Origin of the sequence: Pseudoalteromonas sp. S327 (assembly GCF_005886415.1) — a bacterium.
Taxonomy (GTDB): Bacteria; Pseudomonadota; Gammaproteobacteria; order Enterobacterales; family Alteromonadaceae; genus Pseudoalteromonas; species Pseudoalteromonas atlantica.
Genome location: NZ_PNDP01000040.1, coordinates 43,099 through 60,141 on the forward strand (window position 1 = coordinate 43,099; position 17,043 = coordinate 60,141).

The 17,043-nt window shown below is 41.3% G+C and carries 15 protein-coding genes; 3 read left to right on the forward strand and 12 right to left on the reverse strand.

Going from position 1 to position 17,043, the window contains the following annotated elements; genetic code table 11:
- Positions 1-5: 5 nt before the first annotated feature.
- Positions 6-1,289 carry a YeaH/YhbH family protein gene (locus CWB60_RS13175; RefSeq protein WP_138578721.1) on the forward strand — a complete coding sequence of 428 codons (1,284 nt, stop codon included), beginning with the start codon at positions 6-8 and terminating at the stop codon, positions 1,287-1,289.
- A 17-nt stretch (positions 1,290-1,306) separates the two neighbouring features.
- Complete coding sequence (locus CWB60_RS13180; RefSeq protein ID WP_138578723.1) at positions 1,307-2,821, forward strand: SpoVR family protein; 1,515 nt, start codon at positions 1,307-1,309, stop codon at positions 2,819-2,821.
- A gap of 152 nt (positions 2,822-2,973) precedes the next feature.
- On the opposite strand, the gene CWB60_RS13185 is transcribed toward CWB60_RS13180, so the two are convergent.
- On the reverse strand, positions 2,974-3,945 hold the full coding sequence (locus CWB60_RS13185; RefSeq protein ID WP_138578725.1) for a sensor domain-containing diguanylate cyclase: 972 nt from the start codon (positions 3,943-3,945) through the stop codon (positions 2,974-2,976).
- 3 nt (positions 3,946-3,948) lie between these two features.
- Entirely contained in the window at positions 3,949-4,953 is a 1,005-nt protein-coding gene (locus CWB60_RS13190) for a response regulator (RefSeq protein ID WP_004588116.1), read from the reverse strand.
- Positions 4,954-5,169: 216 nt separating this feature from the next.
- Here CWB60_RS13190 and tpx point away from each other — a divergent pair, with 216 nt between their 5' ends.
- Positions 5,170-5,757, forward strand: a complete 588-nt coding sequence (gene tpx, locus CWB60_RS13195; protein WP_004588117.1) for a thiol peroxidase — start codon at positions 5,170-5,172, stop codon at positions 5,755-5,757.
- Positions 5,758-5,870: 113 nt separating this feature from the next.
- Here the strand turns inward: tpx and adk are convergent, their stop codons facing one another.
- The 10 genes from adk to CWB60_RS13240 form a co-directional block, all read right to left on the reverse strand.
- The gene (adk, locus tag CWB60_RS13200) at positions 5,871-6,515 is read right to left on the reverse strand and encodes an adenylate kinase (protein ID WP_004588118.1); all 645 of its coding nucleotides are present in this window, start codon (positions 6,513-6,515) and stop codon (positions 5,871-5,873) included.
- Positions 6,516-6,697: 182 nt separating this feature from the next.
- Positions 6,698-8,611 (reverse strand): molecular chaperone HtpG, encoded by a 1,914-nt coding sequence (gene htpG / locus CWB60_RS13205; RefSeq protein ID WP_138628010.1) that lies wholly within the window; start codon positions 8,609-8,611, stop codon positions 6,698-6,700.
- Positions 8,612-8,756: 145 nt separating this feature from the next.
- Positions 8,757-10,661: an MFS transporter gene (locus CWB60_RS13210; RefSeq protein WP_138578842.1), complete on the reverse strand. Its 1,905-nt coding sequence runs from the start codon at positions 10,659-10,661 to the stop codon at positions 8,757-8,759.
- A gap of 266 nt (positions 10,662-10,927) precedes the next feature.
- Complete coding sequence (recR, locus tag CWB60_RS13215) at positions 10,928-11,536, reverse strand: recombination mediator RecR (protein ID WP_004588121.1); 609 nt, start codon at positions 11,534-11,536, stop codon at positions 10,928-10,930.
- 6 nt (positions 11,537-11,542) lie between these two features.
- Entirely contained in the window at positions 11,543-11,869 is a 327-nt protein-coding gene (locus tag CWB60_RS13220) for a YbaB/EbfC family nucleoid-associated protein (RefSeq protein WP_004588122.1), read from the reverse strand.
- A gap of 59 nt (positions 11,870-11,928) precedes the next feature.
- Positions 11,929-14,397: a DNA polymerase III subunit gamma/tau gene (dnaX, locus tag CWB60_RS13225; protein WP_138578844.1), complete on the reverse strand. Its 2,469-nt coding sequence runs from the start codon at positions 14,395-14,397 to the stop codon at positions 11,929-11,931.
- 3 nt (positions 14,398-14,400) lie between these two features.
- Positions 14,401-14,946 (reverse strand): adenine phosphoribosyltransferase, encoded by a 546-nt coding sequence (gene apt / locus CWB60_RS13230; protein ID WP_004588124.1) that lies wholly within the window; start codon positions 14,944-14,946, stop codon positions 14,401-14,403.
- Between the two features lie 172 nt (positions 14,947-15,118).
- Positions 15,119-15,241, reverse strand: coding sequence for a hypothetical protein (locus CWB60_RS21080; RefSeq protein WP_004588125.1), 123 nt, complete (start codon positions 15,239-15,241; stop codon positions 15,119-15,121).
- 71 nt (positions 15,242-15,312) lie between these two features.
- The gene (locus CWB60_RS13235) at positions 15,313-16,065 is read right to left on the reverse strand and encodes an HvfC family RiPP maturation protein (protein WP_138578846.1); all 753 of its coding nucleotides are present in this window, start codon (positions 16,063-16,065) and stop codon (positions 15,313-15,315) included.
- A 10-nt stretch (positions 16,066-16,075) separates the two neighbouring features.
- Positions 16,076-16,933: an HvfB family MNIO-type RiPP peptide maturase gene (locus CWB60_RS13240; RefSeq protein ID WP_471861287.1), complete on the reverse strand. Its 858-nt coding sequence runs from the start codon at positions 16,931-16,933 to the stop codon at positions 16,076-16,078.
- Between the last annotated feature and the right edge of the window lie 110 nt (positions 16,934-17,043).

Sequence of the window (17,043 nt, forward strand, 5' to 3'; positions counted from 1 at the left end):
ACAGTATGGCGCATTTTATAGATAGACGCTTAAATGGTAAAAACAAAAGCACGCTTAATCGTCAGCGCTTTATTAGGCGCTATAAAAAGCAAATAAAAGAAGCAGTGTCTGATGCGGTTAATAAACGCAGCGTTACCGACTCAAGTTCAGGGGAGAGTATATCTATCCCGCAACGAGATATTAGCGAGCCCATTTTTCACCAAGGTAAAGGGGGCGACAGAGAACAAATTCACCCTGGCAACGATCAATTTTCAACAGGTGACAAAATTGAGCGCCCTAAAGGCGGCCAAGGTGGTGGCGCAGGCGATGGCGATGCAAGTGATTCAGGCGAAGGCCAAGATGACTTTGTGTTTTCTATTTCTAAAGATGAATACCTTGATTTACTCTTTGAAGACCTAGAGCTGCCCAACTTACAAGAAAACCAGCTAGATAAGCTTGTACAAATGAAAACTCATCGAGCTGGTTTTTGTAGCGATGGTATGCCCAGTAATATTGATATAGTACGCTCATTACAGGGCTCACTCGCCAGAAGAGTCGCCATGAGTGCGGGTAAAAAAAGACGCCTAGCAGAGCTTGAAGGTCAACTTGCGATGGAGTGTGAGCAAACCGACAGCGACCAAGCCATTATTGCATTATTACAAGAGGAAATTGAGCAACTTAAACAGCAAATAAAAGCCGTACCATTTATTGATAATTACGACTTACGTTTTCGTAATTATGAAAAACGCCCCCACCCCACCAGCAAAGCCGTTATGTTTTGTATTATGGATGTATCAGGCTCAATGGATCAGGCCACAAAAGACATTGCAAAGCGTTTTTATATTTTGCTGTATCAATTTTTGACCCGAACTTATAAAGACATTGAGGTGGTGTATATACGCCACCACACACAAGCTAAAGAGGTCGACGAACAAGAGTTTTTTTATTCTCAAGAAACTGGCGGCACTATTGTCTCCAGTGCCCTTAAATTAATGAACGAAATAATAAAAGAGCGCTATGATTCAGAGCAATGGAATATATACGCAGCACAAGCATCTGATGGCGATAACTGGGCAGACGACACCCCACACTGCGGTGAAATATTACGTAATAAGCTACTTAATGCGGTACGCTACTTTGCCTATATAGAAATTACCACGCGTGCGCACCAAAGCTTGTGGCGCGAATATCAAAACATAACCCAAACCCATAGCAACTTTGCAATACAACATATTCAAAGTGTTGAAGACATTTACCCTATGTTTAGGGAGCTATTTAAAAAAAATCGTCAACAACAAGGGGCTGCTTAGCCTAAGCGAGGTTTACTATGAGCACTGAACGAATTAGCGATGGCCCAGATTGGACCTTTGAGCTGCTTGAGCAATACCAAACTGAAATAGCACGTGTTGCAGCGCATTACCGCTTAGACACTTACCCTAACCAAATTGAGGTAATAACAGCCGAGCAAATGATGGATGCTTATTCAAGCGTAGGCATGCCTATAGGCTACAGCCATTGGTCATATGGTAAAAAATTTATACAAACCGAACAAAATTATAAGCGTGGGCAAATGGGGCTGGCTTACGAAATTGTGATTAATTCAAACCCCTGTATTGCTTATTTAATGGAAGAAAACACACTCCCTATGCAGGCACTGGTTATGGCGCATGCCTGTTATGGCCATAACTCATTTTTTAAAGGAAACTACTTATTTAAAACATGGACTGACGCCGACTCCATCATAGATTACTTAGTGTTTGCTAAAAATTACATTAGCCGCTGCGAAGAAAAATACGGTATTACACAAGTAGAAAGCTTAATTGATTCGTGTCACGCATTGATGAATTACGGCGTAGATAGATATAAACGCCCGCAGCAAATTTCCCTTTTTGAAGAGCAAAAACGCCAAAAAGAGCGTGAAGACTACATGCAATCTCAAGTAAACGAGCTATGGCGCACTATCCCCGCTCAACAGCAAGAAGCTAAAAAGCAAGAAAGGCATTTTCCGCAAGAGCCGCAAGAAAACATTTTATATTTTATTGAGAAAAACGCGCCTTTATTAGAGTCTTGGCAGCGAGAAGTAATACGTATTGTACGAAAGATATCGCAATATTTTTACCCGCAAAAACAAACCCAAGTGATGAACGAAGGCTGGGCCACCTTTTGGCACTACACCATTTTGAACCACTTATATGATGAAGGTAAATTAACCGACTCCTTTATGATGGAGTTTTTGCAAAGCCATACCAACGTGGTTTATCAGCCACCTTATAACAGCAATTACTATTCAGGTATAAACCCGTATGCATTGGGTTTTAATATGATGGTGGATATTCGCCGTATTTGCGAAAACCCAACAGATGAGGATAGACGCTGGTTTCCCGAATATGCAGGCACTAATTGGCTAGACACACTGCATTTTGCGATGGAAAACTTTAAAGATGAAAGCTTCATAAGCCAATTTTTATCACCTAAGTTGATTCGTGATTTTAAGCTGTTTACTATTGTCGATCACTGCCGTAATCCACATCTAGAAGTAGGCGCAATACATGATGATAGCGGTTATCAGGCTGTACGCGAAGCGCTTTCAGAGCAATATAATTTGAGTAATCACGAACCTAACATTCAAGTATATAATGTTGATGTTAGAGGCGATCGTTCTTTAACGTTGCGTTATGTTCCTCACAATAATATCCCCCTTGCTGACTCGCATAAAGAAGTGCTAAAACACCTTTACAGGTTATGGGGATTCAAGGTTCAATTAGAGCAAGAGACCAGTACAGGCGATGTGTCTACTCTTGGCCAATGCCCAGCAGATGATACTCGCCATACTACAGAGTAAATAAAACGGCTGATAAAAACGGCACTTTAACCAAGCCCTTGTTAAGTATTGACTGCCAAAGCTTGCAGCGCAATTAGGTGCATCCTTGGTTACTTTAATTTAGCAGTAATATTACCGCTGCTTTAATTTTAGCAGCGCATAAAAAATGACGCTTATGCGTCATTTTGTATATCCTCAAAATCGGTTACTCTGTTACGGCCATGCTCTTTTGAGTGATACAGGGCTTTGTCAGCGGCTTCAATCCACCGCTCATGTTTTGCAAAGTCAGGGCTATTTCCTGCAAAACCAACACTCACAGTCATCTCTATTTTTGTGTTTTTATAAACAAAAGGGTTGGCTTCTATTAACGCTCTTATGCGCTCGGCAAAAGTTGCTGCGCCTTGCTTGTCGGTATCGAGTAAAGTAACAACAAACTCCTCCCCACCATAACGCCCTGCTATATCGGTTTCGCGAAGCGTCGTTCGTAGCAGTTCTGAAAGGTGGCGTAGCGCTTCATCGCCACAACTATGGCCATGCTCATCATTAATTTTTTTAAAATGATCGATATCAAACATCAATAATGTGCTGCTGCCACCGCTGCGCTTAACACGTAAAAACTCTTGGTGCAGTGTGCTTTCCCAATGCCCACGGTTAAACAGTTGCGTTAAGCTGTCGGTTTGGCTTACTTGCTCTAAACGCTTATTTAAATCTTCTAATTCTTTTTTATTGACCGCCACATCGGTAACATCATAAATAATGATACAAATATGACTGACCTCACCCAGAGTGTTGGTAAGTGGAATAAAGGTCGCATTTTGGTACATGTAATCTGCTTTACCGGTAATGGGGCGGTAGTTTTTAAAACGAAAGATGTAAGGTTGCTGCTCCCAGATAGTAAAAGAGCGGTTTTTAAGTACAAATACAGACTCTGATTTACTCCTAAACCATTTCTCATCAATCGAAGGAAATAAATCAAATAGGTCTTTGTCTTTTACAGCACTTGGTAATAGCCCAGAATGGTTTTCCATAAAGCCATTCCACACACACACTTTATAATTTCTATCCAGTACAACCAGGCCCACATCAACCGTGTTAAACATATCCATTAACCAATGGATCTCATTCATTTCTAAATCAGCGGCCATAACTTAGTCTTCTAATAGGTAAGCAACTTTGTATTTCAAAGTTTTAAGTGAATCTTCGGTAAATAACAGCATAAGATCGCAGTTAATATCGTGGTTTTCGATGCCGTAGCTTATTTCTATCGCTAAGGTTCTTTGCCAACGAGATTTATTTGATTTAACCAATTCAGATACATCGCGATGTTGGCCAAGTACAATGGGATGACCTTGGCTAAAAGACATATCTAGCTGTTTAGAAAGCCCCGTTAAAATTGAGCCTATTAAAATATTACTAATATCCATAAGTAGCTCAAGCTCAACTTTGTCGTTCAGCTCACCGTCGTAATTCATCAGTGACGCAATTTCTTTAAAGCTTGAGTCGTTTAATAAAAGTAATGCCTCGCCCGATACGCCACCGCCAATAAAGCCTTGGCACACCCCTGATGTGGCAGCATTATTATCAATTGACTGCAGCGCCATATCCAATTCATTAACTTCAAGCACATTCACATTCGGAATTGGCAGCTCTACAAACACATTCAAAAGCCGTGCAAGCAAATCGCCTGCTTGGCCCATAGCGACATTTGTAAGCTCTTGGTATATATCGCGCACATCTGGGTCTACTTGTTCACCTAAAGAATGAGCAAGACGCTCGCGCATGGCTTTATCTTTAATGCCATGATGCTCAATAATATCGGCAAGTTTTTCAGGTGAGCAAGGTTTTTGGATAAAATCAATGGCGCCTAATTCAAGTACGCGTTGGTGCGCATTTGGCTGAATATCGCCAGACACAACCACGGTTAGGATATTAAGGCCTTGCTCTTTCATGGCCATAAGGACTTCGTAACCGTCCATTTCAGGCATGTTTAAATCAAGAAAAAGGATTTCAGGCTCGATTATTTTTAGTTTTTTGATGCAATCAACACCATCTTGAGCAAACTCTACTTTAATATCCCAGTCATCTGGTAAAGAGCGGGCTAGCTGGCGCCTCGCTAATTTTGAGTCGTCACATATTAATACGGATGTTGACATACTATCTCTCTATTATTTAACCCAATGTTGTCAATAGGCCTTACGACTTTATTAAAGATACATTTTGTAACTACATGTTAATAAAAGTTCTTGCAGTTTACAATTTATATATCACAGAACTTATTATTACTTTTACAGTGATATTTAATCGCTTGGTCAGTGATATTGAGTATAATACACTCAAACCTATTGCGTTAATTTAAAAGGAAATAACCTATGGTACGCTCTCTTATTTTTGCACTAAGCACACTGGCTTTAAGCTCAGTTGGGCATGCATCACAGTACCCAGAAAACACGCTTGATGCGGGTAAGGTCTCTGCTCAGGGTAAGCCTGTCACTTTGTTAGGTAAAGGTGTAAGTGTAGGTGATAATGCGCCAAATTTTAAAGTGGTTGATGGTGGTTTTGCCCCTGTAAATCTTAATGATTATAAAGGGCAAGCTGTATTAATCAGCGTGGTGCCGAGTTTAGATACAGGCATTTGTAGCTTACAAACTAAACATTTTAATGAAAAAGTAGCGACGCAATTTCCTGCTATCGCAATACTGACCATCAGTGCCGATTTACCTTTTGCTCAAAAACGCTTCTGTAATGCTGAAAACATCGACAAAGTAACAGCCCTTTCTGACTCTGTATGGCGAGACTTTGGCCAAAAATATGGCTTAATTATAAAAGATATGGGGCTACTAACTCGCGCTGTGCTTATTTTAGATAAAAGCCATACAGTGATATACAAACAGCTCGTGTCTAATTTATCTACCGAGCCAAACTACGACCCAGTAATAGAAAAGCTAAAAACGTTGTAGATAACAGGGCGTGTTGACCTTTAATGGTTTAATTTTAAAGTGTTAAAAGCTACTAAATACAAAAAAACCGCCCGAGGGCGGTTTTTTAATACCTAAGCTGTGTTTAGATTATATTAACCTAAAAGCTCTGCTAGTTGCTGGCTTACTGTTTCAACAGCTTGCGTACCATCAATTTTATGGTACTGCGTGTTACCTGCTTGCGCTTCAGCTTGGTAGTAATCAACCAATGGCATAGTTTGCTCATGGTAAATAGCTAAACGTTTACGAACTGTTTCTTCCGTGTCATCTGCACGAATAATAAGCTCTTCGCCTGTTTCATCGTCTTTACCTTCCACTTTTGGTGGGTTGTAAACAACGTGATAAACACGGCCAGAGCCAGGATGTACGCGACGTCCACCCATACGCTCAACAATTACTTCATCAGCAACGTCAAACTCAATAACGTGATCAACCACAACGCCATTTTCTTTCATAGCATCTGCTTGTGGAATAGTACGTGGGAAGCCATCAAGTAAAAAGCCTTGTTCGCAGTCTGGTTTAGCAATACGCTCTTTCACTAAACCAATGATGATATCGTCAGAAATTAATTGACCTGCATCCATTACTTTTTTCGCTTCTAAGCCAAGTGGTGTACCTTCTTTAATGGCTGCACGAAGCATATCACCGGTAGAAATTTGTGGAATACCGTATTTGTCCATTAAAAACTGAGCTTGAGTACCTTTACCAGCACCTGGCGCGCCCAAAAGAATAATGCGCATATCATTGTCCCCTAGTATGGATATTTATTTTAAAGCCTGAATTCTTCCACAAGCGCTGCAGATACTCAAGCAACTTATACTAATTGCCTACTTTAGAGCGCATAAAAAAAGGAAGCATACGCTTCCTTTATAATTATGGTTATATTTTAGGCTCTTTTAGCAATTAAAAGAGCCTGTTAGCCTTACTTATTTAAATCAAGCATTAACTTGTTTAAACGTGTTACGAACCCGGTAGGATCTTTTAATGTACCGCGTTCAGCAAGTAAAGCTTGGTCTAGTAATACATGAGACCACTGTGCAAACTTATCTTCGTCTTGCTCATCGTTTAAGTGCTTAACTAACTGATGCTCAGGGTTAAGCTCAAACACTGGCTTAGCCTCTGGTACAGGTTGCCCTACTGACTCCATAAGCTTTTGCATTTGCGAGCTCATGTCGTTCTCATCGCTAACAACACAGGCAGGAGAGTCTGTTAAGCGATGCGTAAAGCGTACTTCTTTAACTTCTTCGCCTAGCGCTTTTTTAATGCGCTCAATTAAGCCTTCTACTTCTTTTTCAGACTCTTCTTGCGCTTTTTTTGTTTCTTCGTCGTCAAGCTTACCTAAATCAAGGTCGCCACGGGTAATTGACTGGAATGATTTTTCGTTAAACTCAGTTAAGTGGCTCATCATCCACTCATCAACACGGTCACTTAGTAATAATACTTCGATGCCTTTTTTGCGGAAGATTTCTAAGTGCGGCGAGTTTTTAGCCGCTGTAAACGAATCAGCAACTACGTAGTAAATTTTATCTTGCTCATCGTTCATACGCTCAATGTATTGCTCAAGCGATACATCTTGTGTTTCTGAGTCGGTATGCGTAGATGAGAAGCGTAACAATTTAGCAATGGCTTCTTTATTCGCTGTATCTTCTGCTGGGCCTTCTTTGATTACTTGGCCAAACTCGTTCCAAAATGTTTGGTAGTCTTCGGCTTTGTTTTTAGCCATACGCTCTAGCATTTTTAAAATACGAGACGTACACCCTTTACGAATCGCTTGCGTTACTTTGTTATCTTGTAAAATTTCGCGCGATACATTTAGCGGTAAATCGTTTGAATCAAGCAAGCCTTTTACAAAGCGCAGGTAGCTTGGCATAAACTGCTCAGCGTCATCCATAATAAAGACACGTTGAACATACAGTTTTAAGCCACTTTGGCGCTCACGGTTCCATAAATCGAACGGCGCTTTTTTAGGGATATACAATAAGCTTGTGTACTCAGTTTTACCTTCTACTTTATTGTGCGCCCAGTTTAGCGGCTCTTCCCAATCATGGCTTACATGCTTGTAAAACTCTTTGTATTCTTCATCAGAAACCTCTGACTTATCACGTGTCCATAAAGCGGTTGCACGGTTAATGCTTTCCCACTCACCTGGAACTGCTGGGATTTTTTCACCGTCTTCGCCTTCAGACTCAGGCACTTCTGCTTTATACATTTGTACAGGCGTAGAAATATGATCTGAGTATTTAGTAACGATGCTACGTAAACGGTATTCATCCGCGTATTCTTTTTCTTCTTCACGCAGGTGTAAAATGATATCCGTACCACGGCCTTCTTTTTCAATTTCTTGTAACGTGTACTCACCTTCACCTTGTGATTGCCACTCGTACGCTTGTGTTTCACCCGCTTTACGCGTGCGCACTGTCACTTCATCAGCCACAATAAAGGCTGAGTAAAAACCAACACCAAATTGACCAATTAATTGCGAGTCTTTACTTTGGTCACCTGTTAAGTTTTTGAAAAACTCAGCAGTACCCGACTTAGCAATAGTTCCTAAAGAGCTAATCACTTCTTCACGCGTCATACCAATACCATTGTCAGATATGGTAATTGTGTTCGCCTCTTTATCTGCGCTAATACGTACACGTAAATCGGCATCACCTTGGTAAAGGTCGCCATTTGAAAGCGCTAAAAAGCGTAGCTTATCGGCGGCATCTGATGCATTTGATACAAGCTCACGTAAAAATATTTCTTTATTCGAATATAACGAATGAATCATTAAGTTTAATAGTTGTTTTACTTCTGTTTGAAAGCCTAATGTTTCTTTTTGTGCTGCAGTCATTTATGTATCTCCAATTAGCAAAGTGTCTGCGTTATGCACTTAATATGGGGTGAGGTGGAGTAACTTCAAGGGAAAAATTTAAAAAAGCAGCTTTTGCGCTGACATAAATAAAAAGCCACATAAAAATGTGGCTTTTAGAGTTAAATTACGGTGTGTTTTTAGCGTGCTGGGCTTTTAAAGCGCTGACTTGTTCGTGTAAATAATTAGCACTTACCTGCTCAGCTTCAATCGGCTCTCCCACACTCACCGATACTAAAGACCATTTAAGGCGTGGTAGTTGCCACTTGGCTTTACGGCTAAACATACTGCCCCACAAGCCACCTAAGTGAACGGGCACAACAGGCACAGGTGTGCGCGCTATAATGCGCTCAATGCCCCGCCTAAACATGTCCATTTCACCATTACTTGTTAGTTTTCCTTCAGGAAAAATACCAACTAACTCACCGCGTTCAAGCGCTGCGGCAACCTCATCAAATGCTTTTGCAAACGCCTTTGGGTTGGCTTTTTCGCTATCAATTGGAATAGCTTTTGCCATTTTAAATAGCCAATGCAGCGCTTTTGAGTAATAAATGGGAGCAAACACCATAAAGCGTATAGGCCTAGGCGAAGTGGCTAAAATAAACATCCAATCTACAAAGCTTACATGGTTAGCTACAATAACGGCTGCGCCTTCGCTTGGAATATTTTCATGCCCTTTTGTGTGCACGCGATACATGCATATTGCTAAAATATAGATAACAAAGCGCAAGAAAAATTCCGGTACCTTAGTGTAAATATAAATAGAAATAAGCAAATTAAGCCCCGCCAAAAGCAATAGTAACGACGAAATATGCCACTCTAAAACAGAGAGCGTTACAATACTTAATATGGCACTGCCAACCATAAAGAGCGCATTAAGCACATTATTAGCAGCAATCACCCGTGAACGACTTGCCTCCTCGGTACGCTGTTGAATAAGCGCATACAGCGGCACAGTATAAAAACCGGATGCAATACCAATACCTGCCATCCAAACAAAATGCCATACCATGTCGCCTGTATTGAGTACTTGTTTAAGCGTTAATAAATTTTCAGAGGGCGCGATATATTCACTAATAGCCGGCTCTTGGCTTAATAAATACAAAAATAGCGTAATTAAAATAGCGCCAAAAGGTACAATGCCCAGCTCAATACGTGAGCGCGAGAGCTTTTCGCACAACAAAGACCCCACGGCAATGCTTAGCGAAAACACCACCAGCGCACTGGTTACCACGAGTTCATCGCCACCCATTACATGCTTAACGTAATTAGGTAATGCCGTTAAAATAACCGCGCCTATTAGCCAAAACCAGCTTATACCCAACACCGATTTACCAACCGATTCTGTTTGAGCATTAAGCGCTTTAAATACATTTTTAGTGGATGAAAAAATATTATAGGTAAAGTGCAAATTAGGATTATTGGCTTGGCTTATAGGAATAAAGCGGCTACTGAAAAAGCCAAGTACCGCAAGTATCAGCACGGCAATACTAATAATTGTTGGACCTGTTGTTTGAGTAATGTAATAGGTGCCAAAAATAGTACCAATTAAAATAGCTACAAAAGTGGCAGACTCAACCAAACCATTGGCTTTTGTTAATTCGTTAGGTGCCACATGCTGCGGTAATATTGAATACTTAAGCGGGCCAAAAAAAGTACTTTGCAAGCCCATAAAAAACACGGTGGTCAGCATTAGCCACACATATTGCGTAAAAATAGAGGCTGCGCCAAGAACCATAATCGGTATTTCGCAAAATTTAACAAGCCGGATCAGCTTTGATTTTTCTGTTTTTTCGGCTAATTGCCCCGCCATTCCTGAGAATAAAAAAAACGGTAATATAAATAAGCCCGCTGCAAGGTTTGAATACAGCGCACCATCGCCAAGGGTTGCAGCTTGAAACACTAACAATATAAGCACGGATTGCTTATACACATTATCATTCATAGCCGACAAAAACTGCGTTACAAATAGCGGTAAAAAGCGCTTACTGCTGAGTAAACCGCCTTTATTGTCGTGTTTATTATTTTGCATAGTACTCCTTACTAATCAGATAAATTCCTGATGTTTTTATAGCAACTTGAGCGATATTTTTAAGGCGCGTGAGCCGTGCAACTATCACGTTATCTAGTTGTTGTTAGTCAATAATTTATAACACAACGTCGCAAAGTTTAACTCATTTATTAATTTAATATGATTACCGGCAAACTCACACACGTTATACGGTAATAAAAAAGCAAACACAAAAAAGCCCACATATTTTACTATGTAGGCTTTTAAAACGATTTCAGATAGTTGTGTTAGTCCTGCATAACCGCTCGGCGGCCACTAAATGCATGCATTAACGTGGTGCCATCTACTAAATCAAGCTCGCCACCAACAGGTATACCATGCGCTATACGCGAGGCCCCTACTTTATATTTATGGCAAAGCTGGGCAATATAATGTGCAGTGGTTTCGCCCTCAACCGTAGGGTTGGTTGCTAAAATCACTTCGTTAATACCGCCGTGCGAGAGCTTTTGTTCAAGTATATCAAGGCCAATTTCTTTAGGCCCGATACCGTCAATTGGCGATAAATGTCCCATAAGTACAAAATATAAACCAAGGTATTGGCCTGTTTGCTCTATTGCCAACACATCAGTAGGCGATTCAACAACACACAGCACACCACTGTCTTGGCGTTTTGTACTTAAGCAAATATCACACTGCGCTTGCTCAGTAAAAGTGCGGCACGACTGACAATGCCCAACCGCGCCCATGGCTTTGGTCAATGCGTTACCAAGTTGAGTACCGCCTTTACGATCGCGCTCTAATAAATGAAACGCAATGCGCTGAGCCGACTTAGGACCAATACCCGGTTGGCAACGTAGCGCTTCTATAAGCTGCGTTAAACTATCTGAAAGTTGCATATTTGCTTAAAACGGCATTTTCATACCTGGTGGTAATTGCATACCGCCAGTTACTTTGCCCATACGCTCTTGCGTTTCGTCAGCAACGCGGCGAACAGCATCGTTACATGCTGCAGCAAGTAAATCTTCAATCATGTCTTTATCGTCTTCCATAAGGCTTTCATCAAGCTCAACACGACGCACGTTATGATTACCAAGCATGGTTACTTTTACAAGGCCTGCGCCGGCTTCGCCAACAACTTCCATTGTCGCGATTTCGTCTTGGGCTTTTTGCATGCGCTCTTGCATTTGCTGCGCTTGCTTCATCATGTTACCCATTCCACCTTTAAACATAATTTTCTCTCTTTCTTTTAAACTCTAGTTGTCATGAAGATAAGGGCGATTGTATTTAATTACAATGCCTGAATACTGTTTTCGTCAATTTCGGCGCTAAATAGCTGCTGAAATTGTACTATGTTTTCATCAGATGTGATCACATCAATTGCTTGCTGGTGTCGCCCTGCATCTATTTTTTGCTGAATTAAATAAGGCGAGTCAATCACCCCTTTTGCAAAGTTAATACTCAGCGATACGTTATGCCCGTATATACTTGATAACGCCGCATCGAGCTTTTGCCTAAGCATGGGCGTATCTAAGTGTTTTTGCGATTCATCCACGTCAATATGTAAACTGTCGCCTTGCTTGGTAAAAATCGAGTGTAATGCAAATTGACGCATTCGCCCACCAAGCCCCATACGCTTAATTAAATAAGCCCACTCATCTTGCTGATGCGCAAATTTAATCTCGCTAATTGGGCTTTGAAAATCATCAGGAACCGGTATAGCGGGCTCTTGCTCTATTACCTCAGGCTTTTTTTGCGGGTTAATTTGCTCAAGCAGCTCAGGCGCTAAGTTTTCAGTAATTGTTTGATGCTTTTCTTTAAAATCAACCTTACGCGCTGGCTGGCTTTGCGTTACTGGCTCAGCTGGCGTTTGGCTCCCTGTTACTGGGAGCGTTGGCTTTTTTTCGCTATCGCCTTGCGCATGGTCATGCCATGGCGGTGAATCGTTTTGTGACTCACTCGCTTGCGGGCTTGTATTGTGTGGCTTTGCTTCGCTGTTAGGCGTAGCTTGAGCAGGCATTTTTGGTGTTTGCGCTTGCTCAGGGGTATTTACACTCCCACCTGAAAGCCTGCCTGCCCCCGATATATTTCTATCCCGTAAAATTCGCGCAATTGCTGATTGTGCTTGAGCTTCTTGTTCACGCACACTGCTATCTTTAGCATCGGCGTTTTCAGGCGCGGGTTGTGTGTGTTGCGCTACAGGTGCAGGGTTATAACCTTGCTCTACCGCACTGCTCATAACATCATCAAATTGTGCAGCTAAGCTTTGCTCCATATTACTGTGTTGCAGATAAGCATCGTCTTCACTTTGGCGCTCAGCAGCATCGTCACTCTTAGCAATGTGCTCACTTTGCTGCACAGGGCTCGGTATATCGTTTTGCGGGCTTTGAGCCGCAGGTGATGCGCTGTTGCTGTGTTGCTCACTTGGCGAGCGTGTTAGCTGCTCTGTGGGCGGTTGCTCTACTGGTTCATCACTTGTTTGGCTTTGCGCAGTGCTTTGATTTTGGCTTTTCTCAACCATTACTTGCGGAGCAGGGGTTTCGTCTTGCGATGGTGTTTTATTTTTATTTAATATATCACGCAGCGCATCGGCACGGCCTTTACTACTGGTAGGCGCAGGCGTTGCAGCACTCGGTGTGTCACTAGGCTCAGGAAGCGATTGAGCAGACGTTGTACCTGCAGATTCAAATGCTAATAAACGCAGCATTATCATTTCAAAGCCTAAACGAGGCTCTGGCGCCCATTGTAAGTCTTTTTTACCGTTTAACAGTAACTGGTAATAAACCTGAATTTGTTGAGCCTGGGTGTGCTGTGCAACATGACTAACATAATCGGCGTTTTTATCATCCAGTTGCGCTGCTTGCGGGACAAGCTGAGTTAATTGAATAAGGTGAGTTAATGCAATTAAATCATCAAGTAGTGCAATATAGTTAGGATTACGGCTCGCTACTTGGGCTATTTCGTCCATCAGTGCGCCACCATCTTGTGCTAACAAAGCAGCAAGCAAACTTTGGCTGTAATGGGTGTCCATTAAACCAAGCATAGCTTGTACGGCTTGATTGTTTATGTCGCCGTTGGTTTGCGCAATAGCTTGATCTGTTAAGCTCAACGCGTCACGCATACTGCCATCGGCGGCTTTTGCAATAATACTTAGCGCATCTTTATCAAAATTTAATTCCTCTTGAGTAAGGACATGCTCAAGCTGAGTTTTAATTTCGCTTTGCGAAAGTGCATTTAAGTTAAACTGTAAACAGCGTGATAAAATGGTAACAGGTAACTTTTGCGGATCAGTGGTTGCTAGTAAAAATTTCACATGCTCTGGCGGCTCTTCCAACGTTTTTAATAACGCGTTAAAGCTATGCTTAGAGAGCATGTGTACTTCATCTATTAGGTATACTTTGTAACGTCCACGCGTGGGTGCATATTGAACGTTATCAAGAATTTCACGAGTATCTTCTACTTTGGTGCGAGAAGCGGCATCGATTTCAAGCAAGTCAATGTATCGCCCTGCTTCTATGTCAGTACAACTGCTACATTGCCCACAAGGAGATGCCGATATACCCTCATCACAATTTAAGCTTTTAGCAAAAATACGCGCAATGGTCGTTTTACCCACACCACGGGTTCCAGTGAATAAATAAGCGTGATGCAGTCTATTTTGCGTTAGCGCATTAACAAGCGCTTGCTTTACATGAGACTGGCCAACCAATTCATGAAAGGTTTGCGGACGCCATTTTCTCGCTAGAACCTGATAACTCATCAATTACTCGCCTTCAAACTCAACCAGTTTTAAGATTTTAATACCCATTTTTTCTATACGCTGCTCACCACCAAGCTCTGGTAATGAAACAACAAACGCTGCATCAGTGGCTGTGCCGCCTAATTTTGCAACTAGCTTTGCTGTGGCTTCAATTGTGCCACCGGTCGCTAATAAATCGTCAACTAATAATACTTTGTCGCCTGGGACAATAGCATCAACATGAAGCTCTAATGTGTCTTCACCGTATTCAAGTAGGTAATCTTGGCGAATCACTTCGCGTGGTAGCTTGCCTGGTTTACGAACAGGAATAAAAGGGATCCCTAACGCGTAAGATAGCGGTGCACCAAAAATAAAGCCGCGAGATTCTGTACCAATAATTTTTGTAAAGCCTTGGTTTTTATATTCGTTTATAAAAGCATCGATTGTTGCTTTAAAGGCTTCTGGATTTGCCATTAGTGTTGTTACATCACGAAACATAATGCCTGGTTTAGGATAGTCGGCAATGGTTGCGATACTGTTTTTAATAATAGCGGGTGTTACTTGAGTCATAAGTTTAATTGCTCAATAGTTTATATTTCAAAGCAGCTGATTATAACCTTAACTGACGTTAAAATGCGAGTTTGCTGTTATTAATACCAAGGTGGTTTGAAAATTATAAGGGTGGAGGAAGAAAAGAAGCTTAAGGCTGATATAAACAACAGCCTTAATAGAGCAAGGAGCTTTAAGTTAGGCTTGTGATCCAGCCTAAAATCGCATTTAAACAGCCAATACCTACAAAAACTGCTAAAAAAGCAATAAAGTAAGTAGCGTTAAACGGATCTTTAAAGTCTTTATCATCTGACATTGGTATAACCTTTTTTAAGCACGACAAATAAGGCTGCCATGATAGACGAAGTAAAAACATCTATAAAGAGCTTAATGTTGATTTTTTGTCACGATAATACCGCGCTCGCACATTGCATTAAGCGTACTTAACGCACCATGCGCAATTTGTTGTTCGCTAAAATTAGGCGCGTGGACTAAAACCTGCTGGCATACACTCTCAAACTCAATGCCCGCATTAGATTCTATTATTGAAAGTAGCAAGGCGGTCATTGCATTTGTGGCTAAAAACTGTACGTCGTCGTTATCATCTCTGTATACAACAAAGTAATTAGGCTGCTCAGATGGCGTGCTGGGTTTATACTCTGTGCTGATATTTTGCACCGCATATTGGTAGCTTAAATTACGCGCTACACTCGATAAGTAAAGTTCAGAACTGGTTAGTTCAGTGCTTTTTAAGCGTTGCTCGTTGGTATCTTCATTAGCCACGGAAACATCAAGCTCTATCCACTCATAATGTGCTAGCTCCAGCATAAATGCATAATCGTACTCTTGCAGGGTATAGCTGCTCGATAAGTAATTAATAAATTCCCCTGCTATGTCTAAAAAATAAGGCGACTTGCAGTCATGCTCACTAAAAAATGCCCTTATTAATTTTTGCCATTGTTGCTTTGTGTATAAAGTTTTAAGCACCGGAAAACCTGATGAGATGAACCCTGCAATATTATTAAAAAATAAGTCGCGGTAAATCGCCATGCGTCTATCTTCAATATCGTTAGGCTTTGGGTTATGTTCAGGCTCACGTATGTGGGCCATAAACTCATTTTGGCTGTCAATAAAGCTCATATTTCTTCCTTTATGCTAATTGCTGAGTAGGCGATGCGCATAACTGCTTATTTTGTAAATCGTGAATAATATCAAGCTCTTTTGTAAGTGTATTTATACTTGGAATATTAAAATCACGCTCCAATAAGGTAGGAAACACCCCATGCGCTTGGTACGCTTTATCAAGCAAATCCCATACGGGGTCAATAACCTCAGCGCCGTGGGTATCAACAATTAAATCATCGGCTTCATTGTAGTGCCCAGCTACATGTCCATATGCAATGCGTTTTGAAGGTAGCCCTAATAAAAACGCTTCGGCGTTGTAGCCATGATTAATTGAATTAACATAAATATTATTTACATCAAGCAGTAGCTTACAATCGGCTTGCTCTAAAATCGTGTTTGTAAATTCAAGCTCAGATAACTGCTGGCCAGGCGCCGCATAATAGGAGACATTTTCGATGGCTATTTGGCGATCTAAAATATCTTGCACTTGTTTGATGCGAGGTACAACGTGTGCAATGGCATCTTCAGTAAAAGGGATTGGCATTAAATCGTACATATGCCCTTTTCCAGAGCAGTAACTTAGGTGCTCACTGAATAGTTTAATGTTGTGCTGATCAAAAAACGTTTTTAGCGATTTAACAAATTCAATATCAAGAGATTCAGGCGAGCCGATAGAAAGCGATAAACCATGGCAAACAAAATTATTGGCGTCAGTTAAGGTTTTAAATTGTTTTTTAAAGCGCCCTCCCAGCTTAAGCCAGTTTTCAGGCGCTACTTCCATAAAATCAATTTGCTTTGGTGTATGCGCTAGTAGTTCATCAAGCATCTCTCGACGAAGACCTAAGCCCACCATCCCAAATGCTGAGTTTTGTGTTGCTCTCATCATTATCTCCTAAAACAAAAAGGGCCTTTTGGCCCTTTTAGCATAACGTATATCTGAGTAAATCAGGTACTTAAATCAGCCTGTTATTGGCCGCCACATTTGCCTTCGCC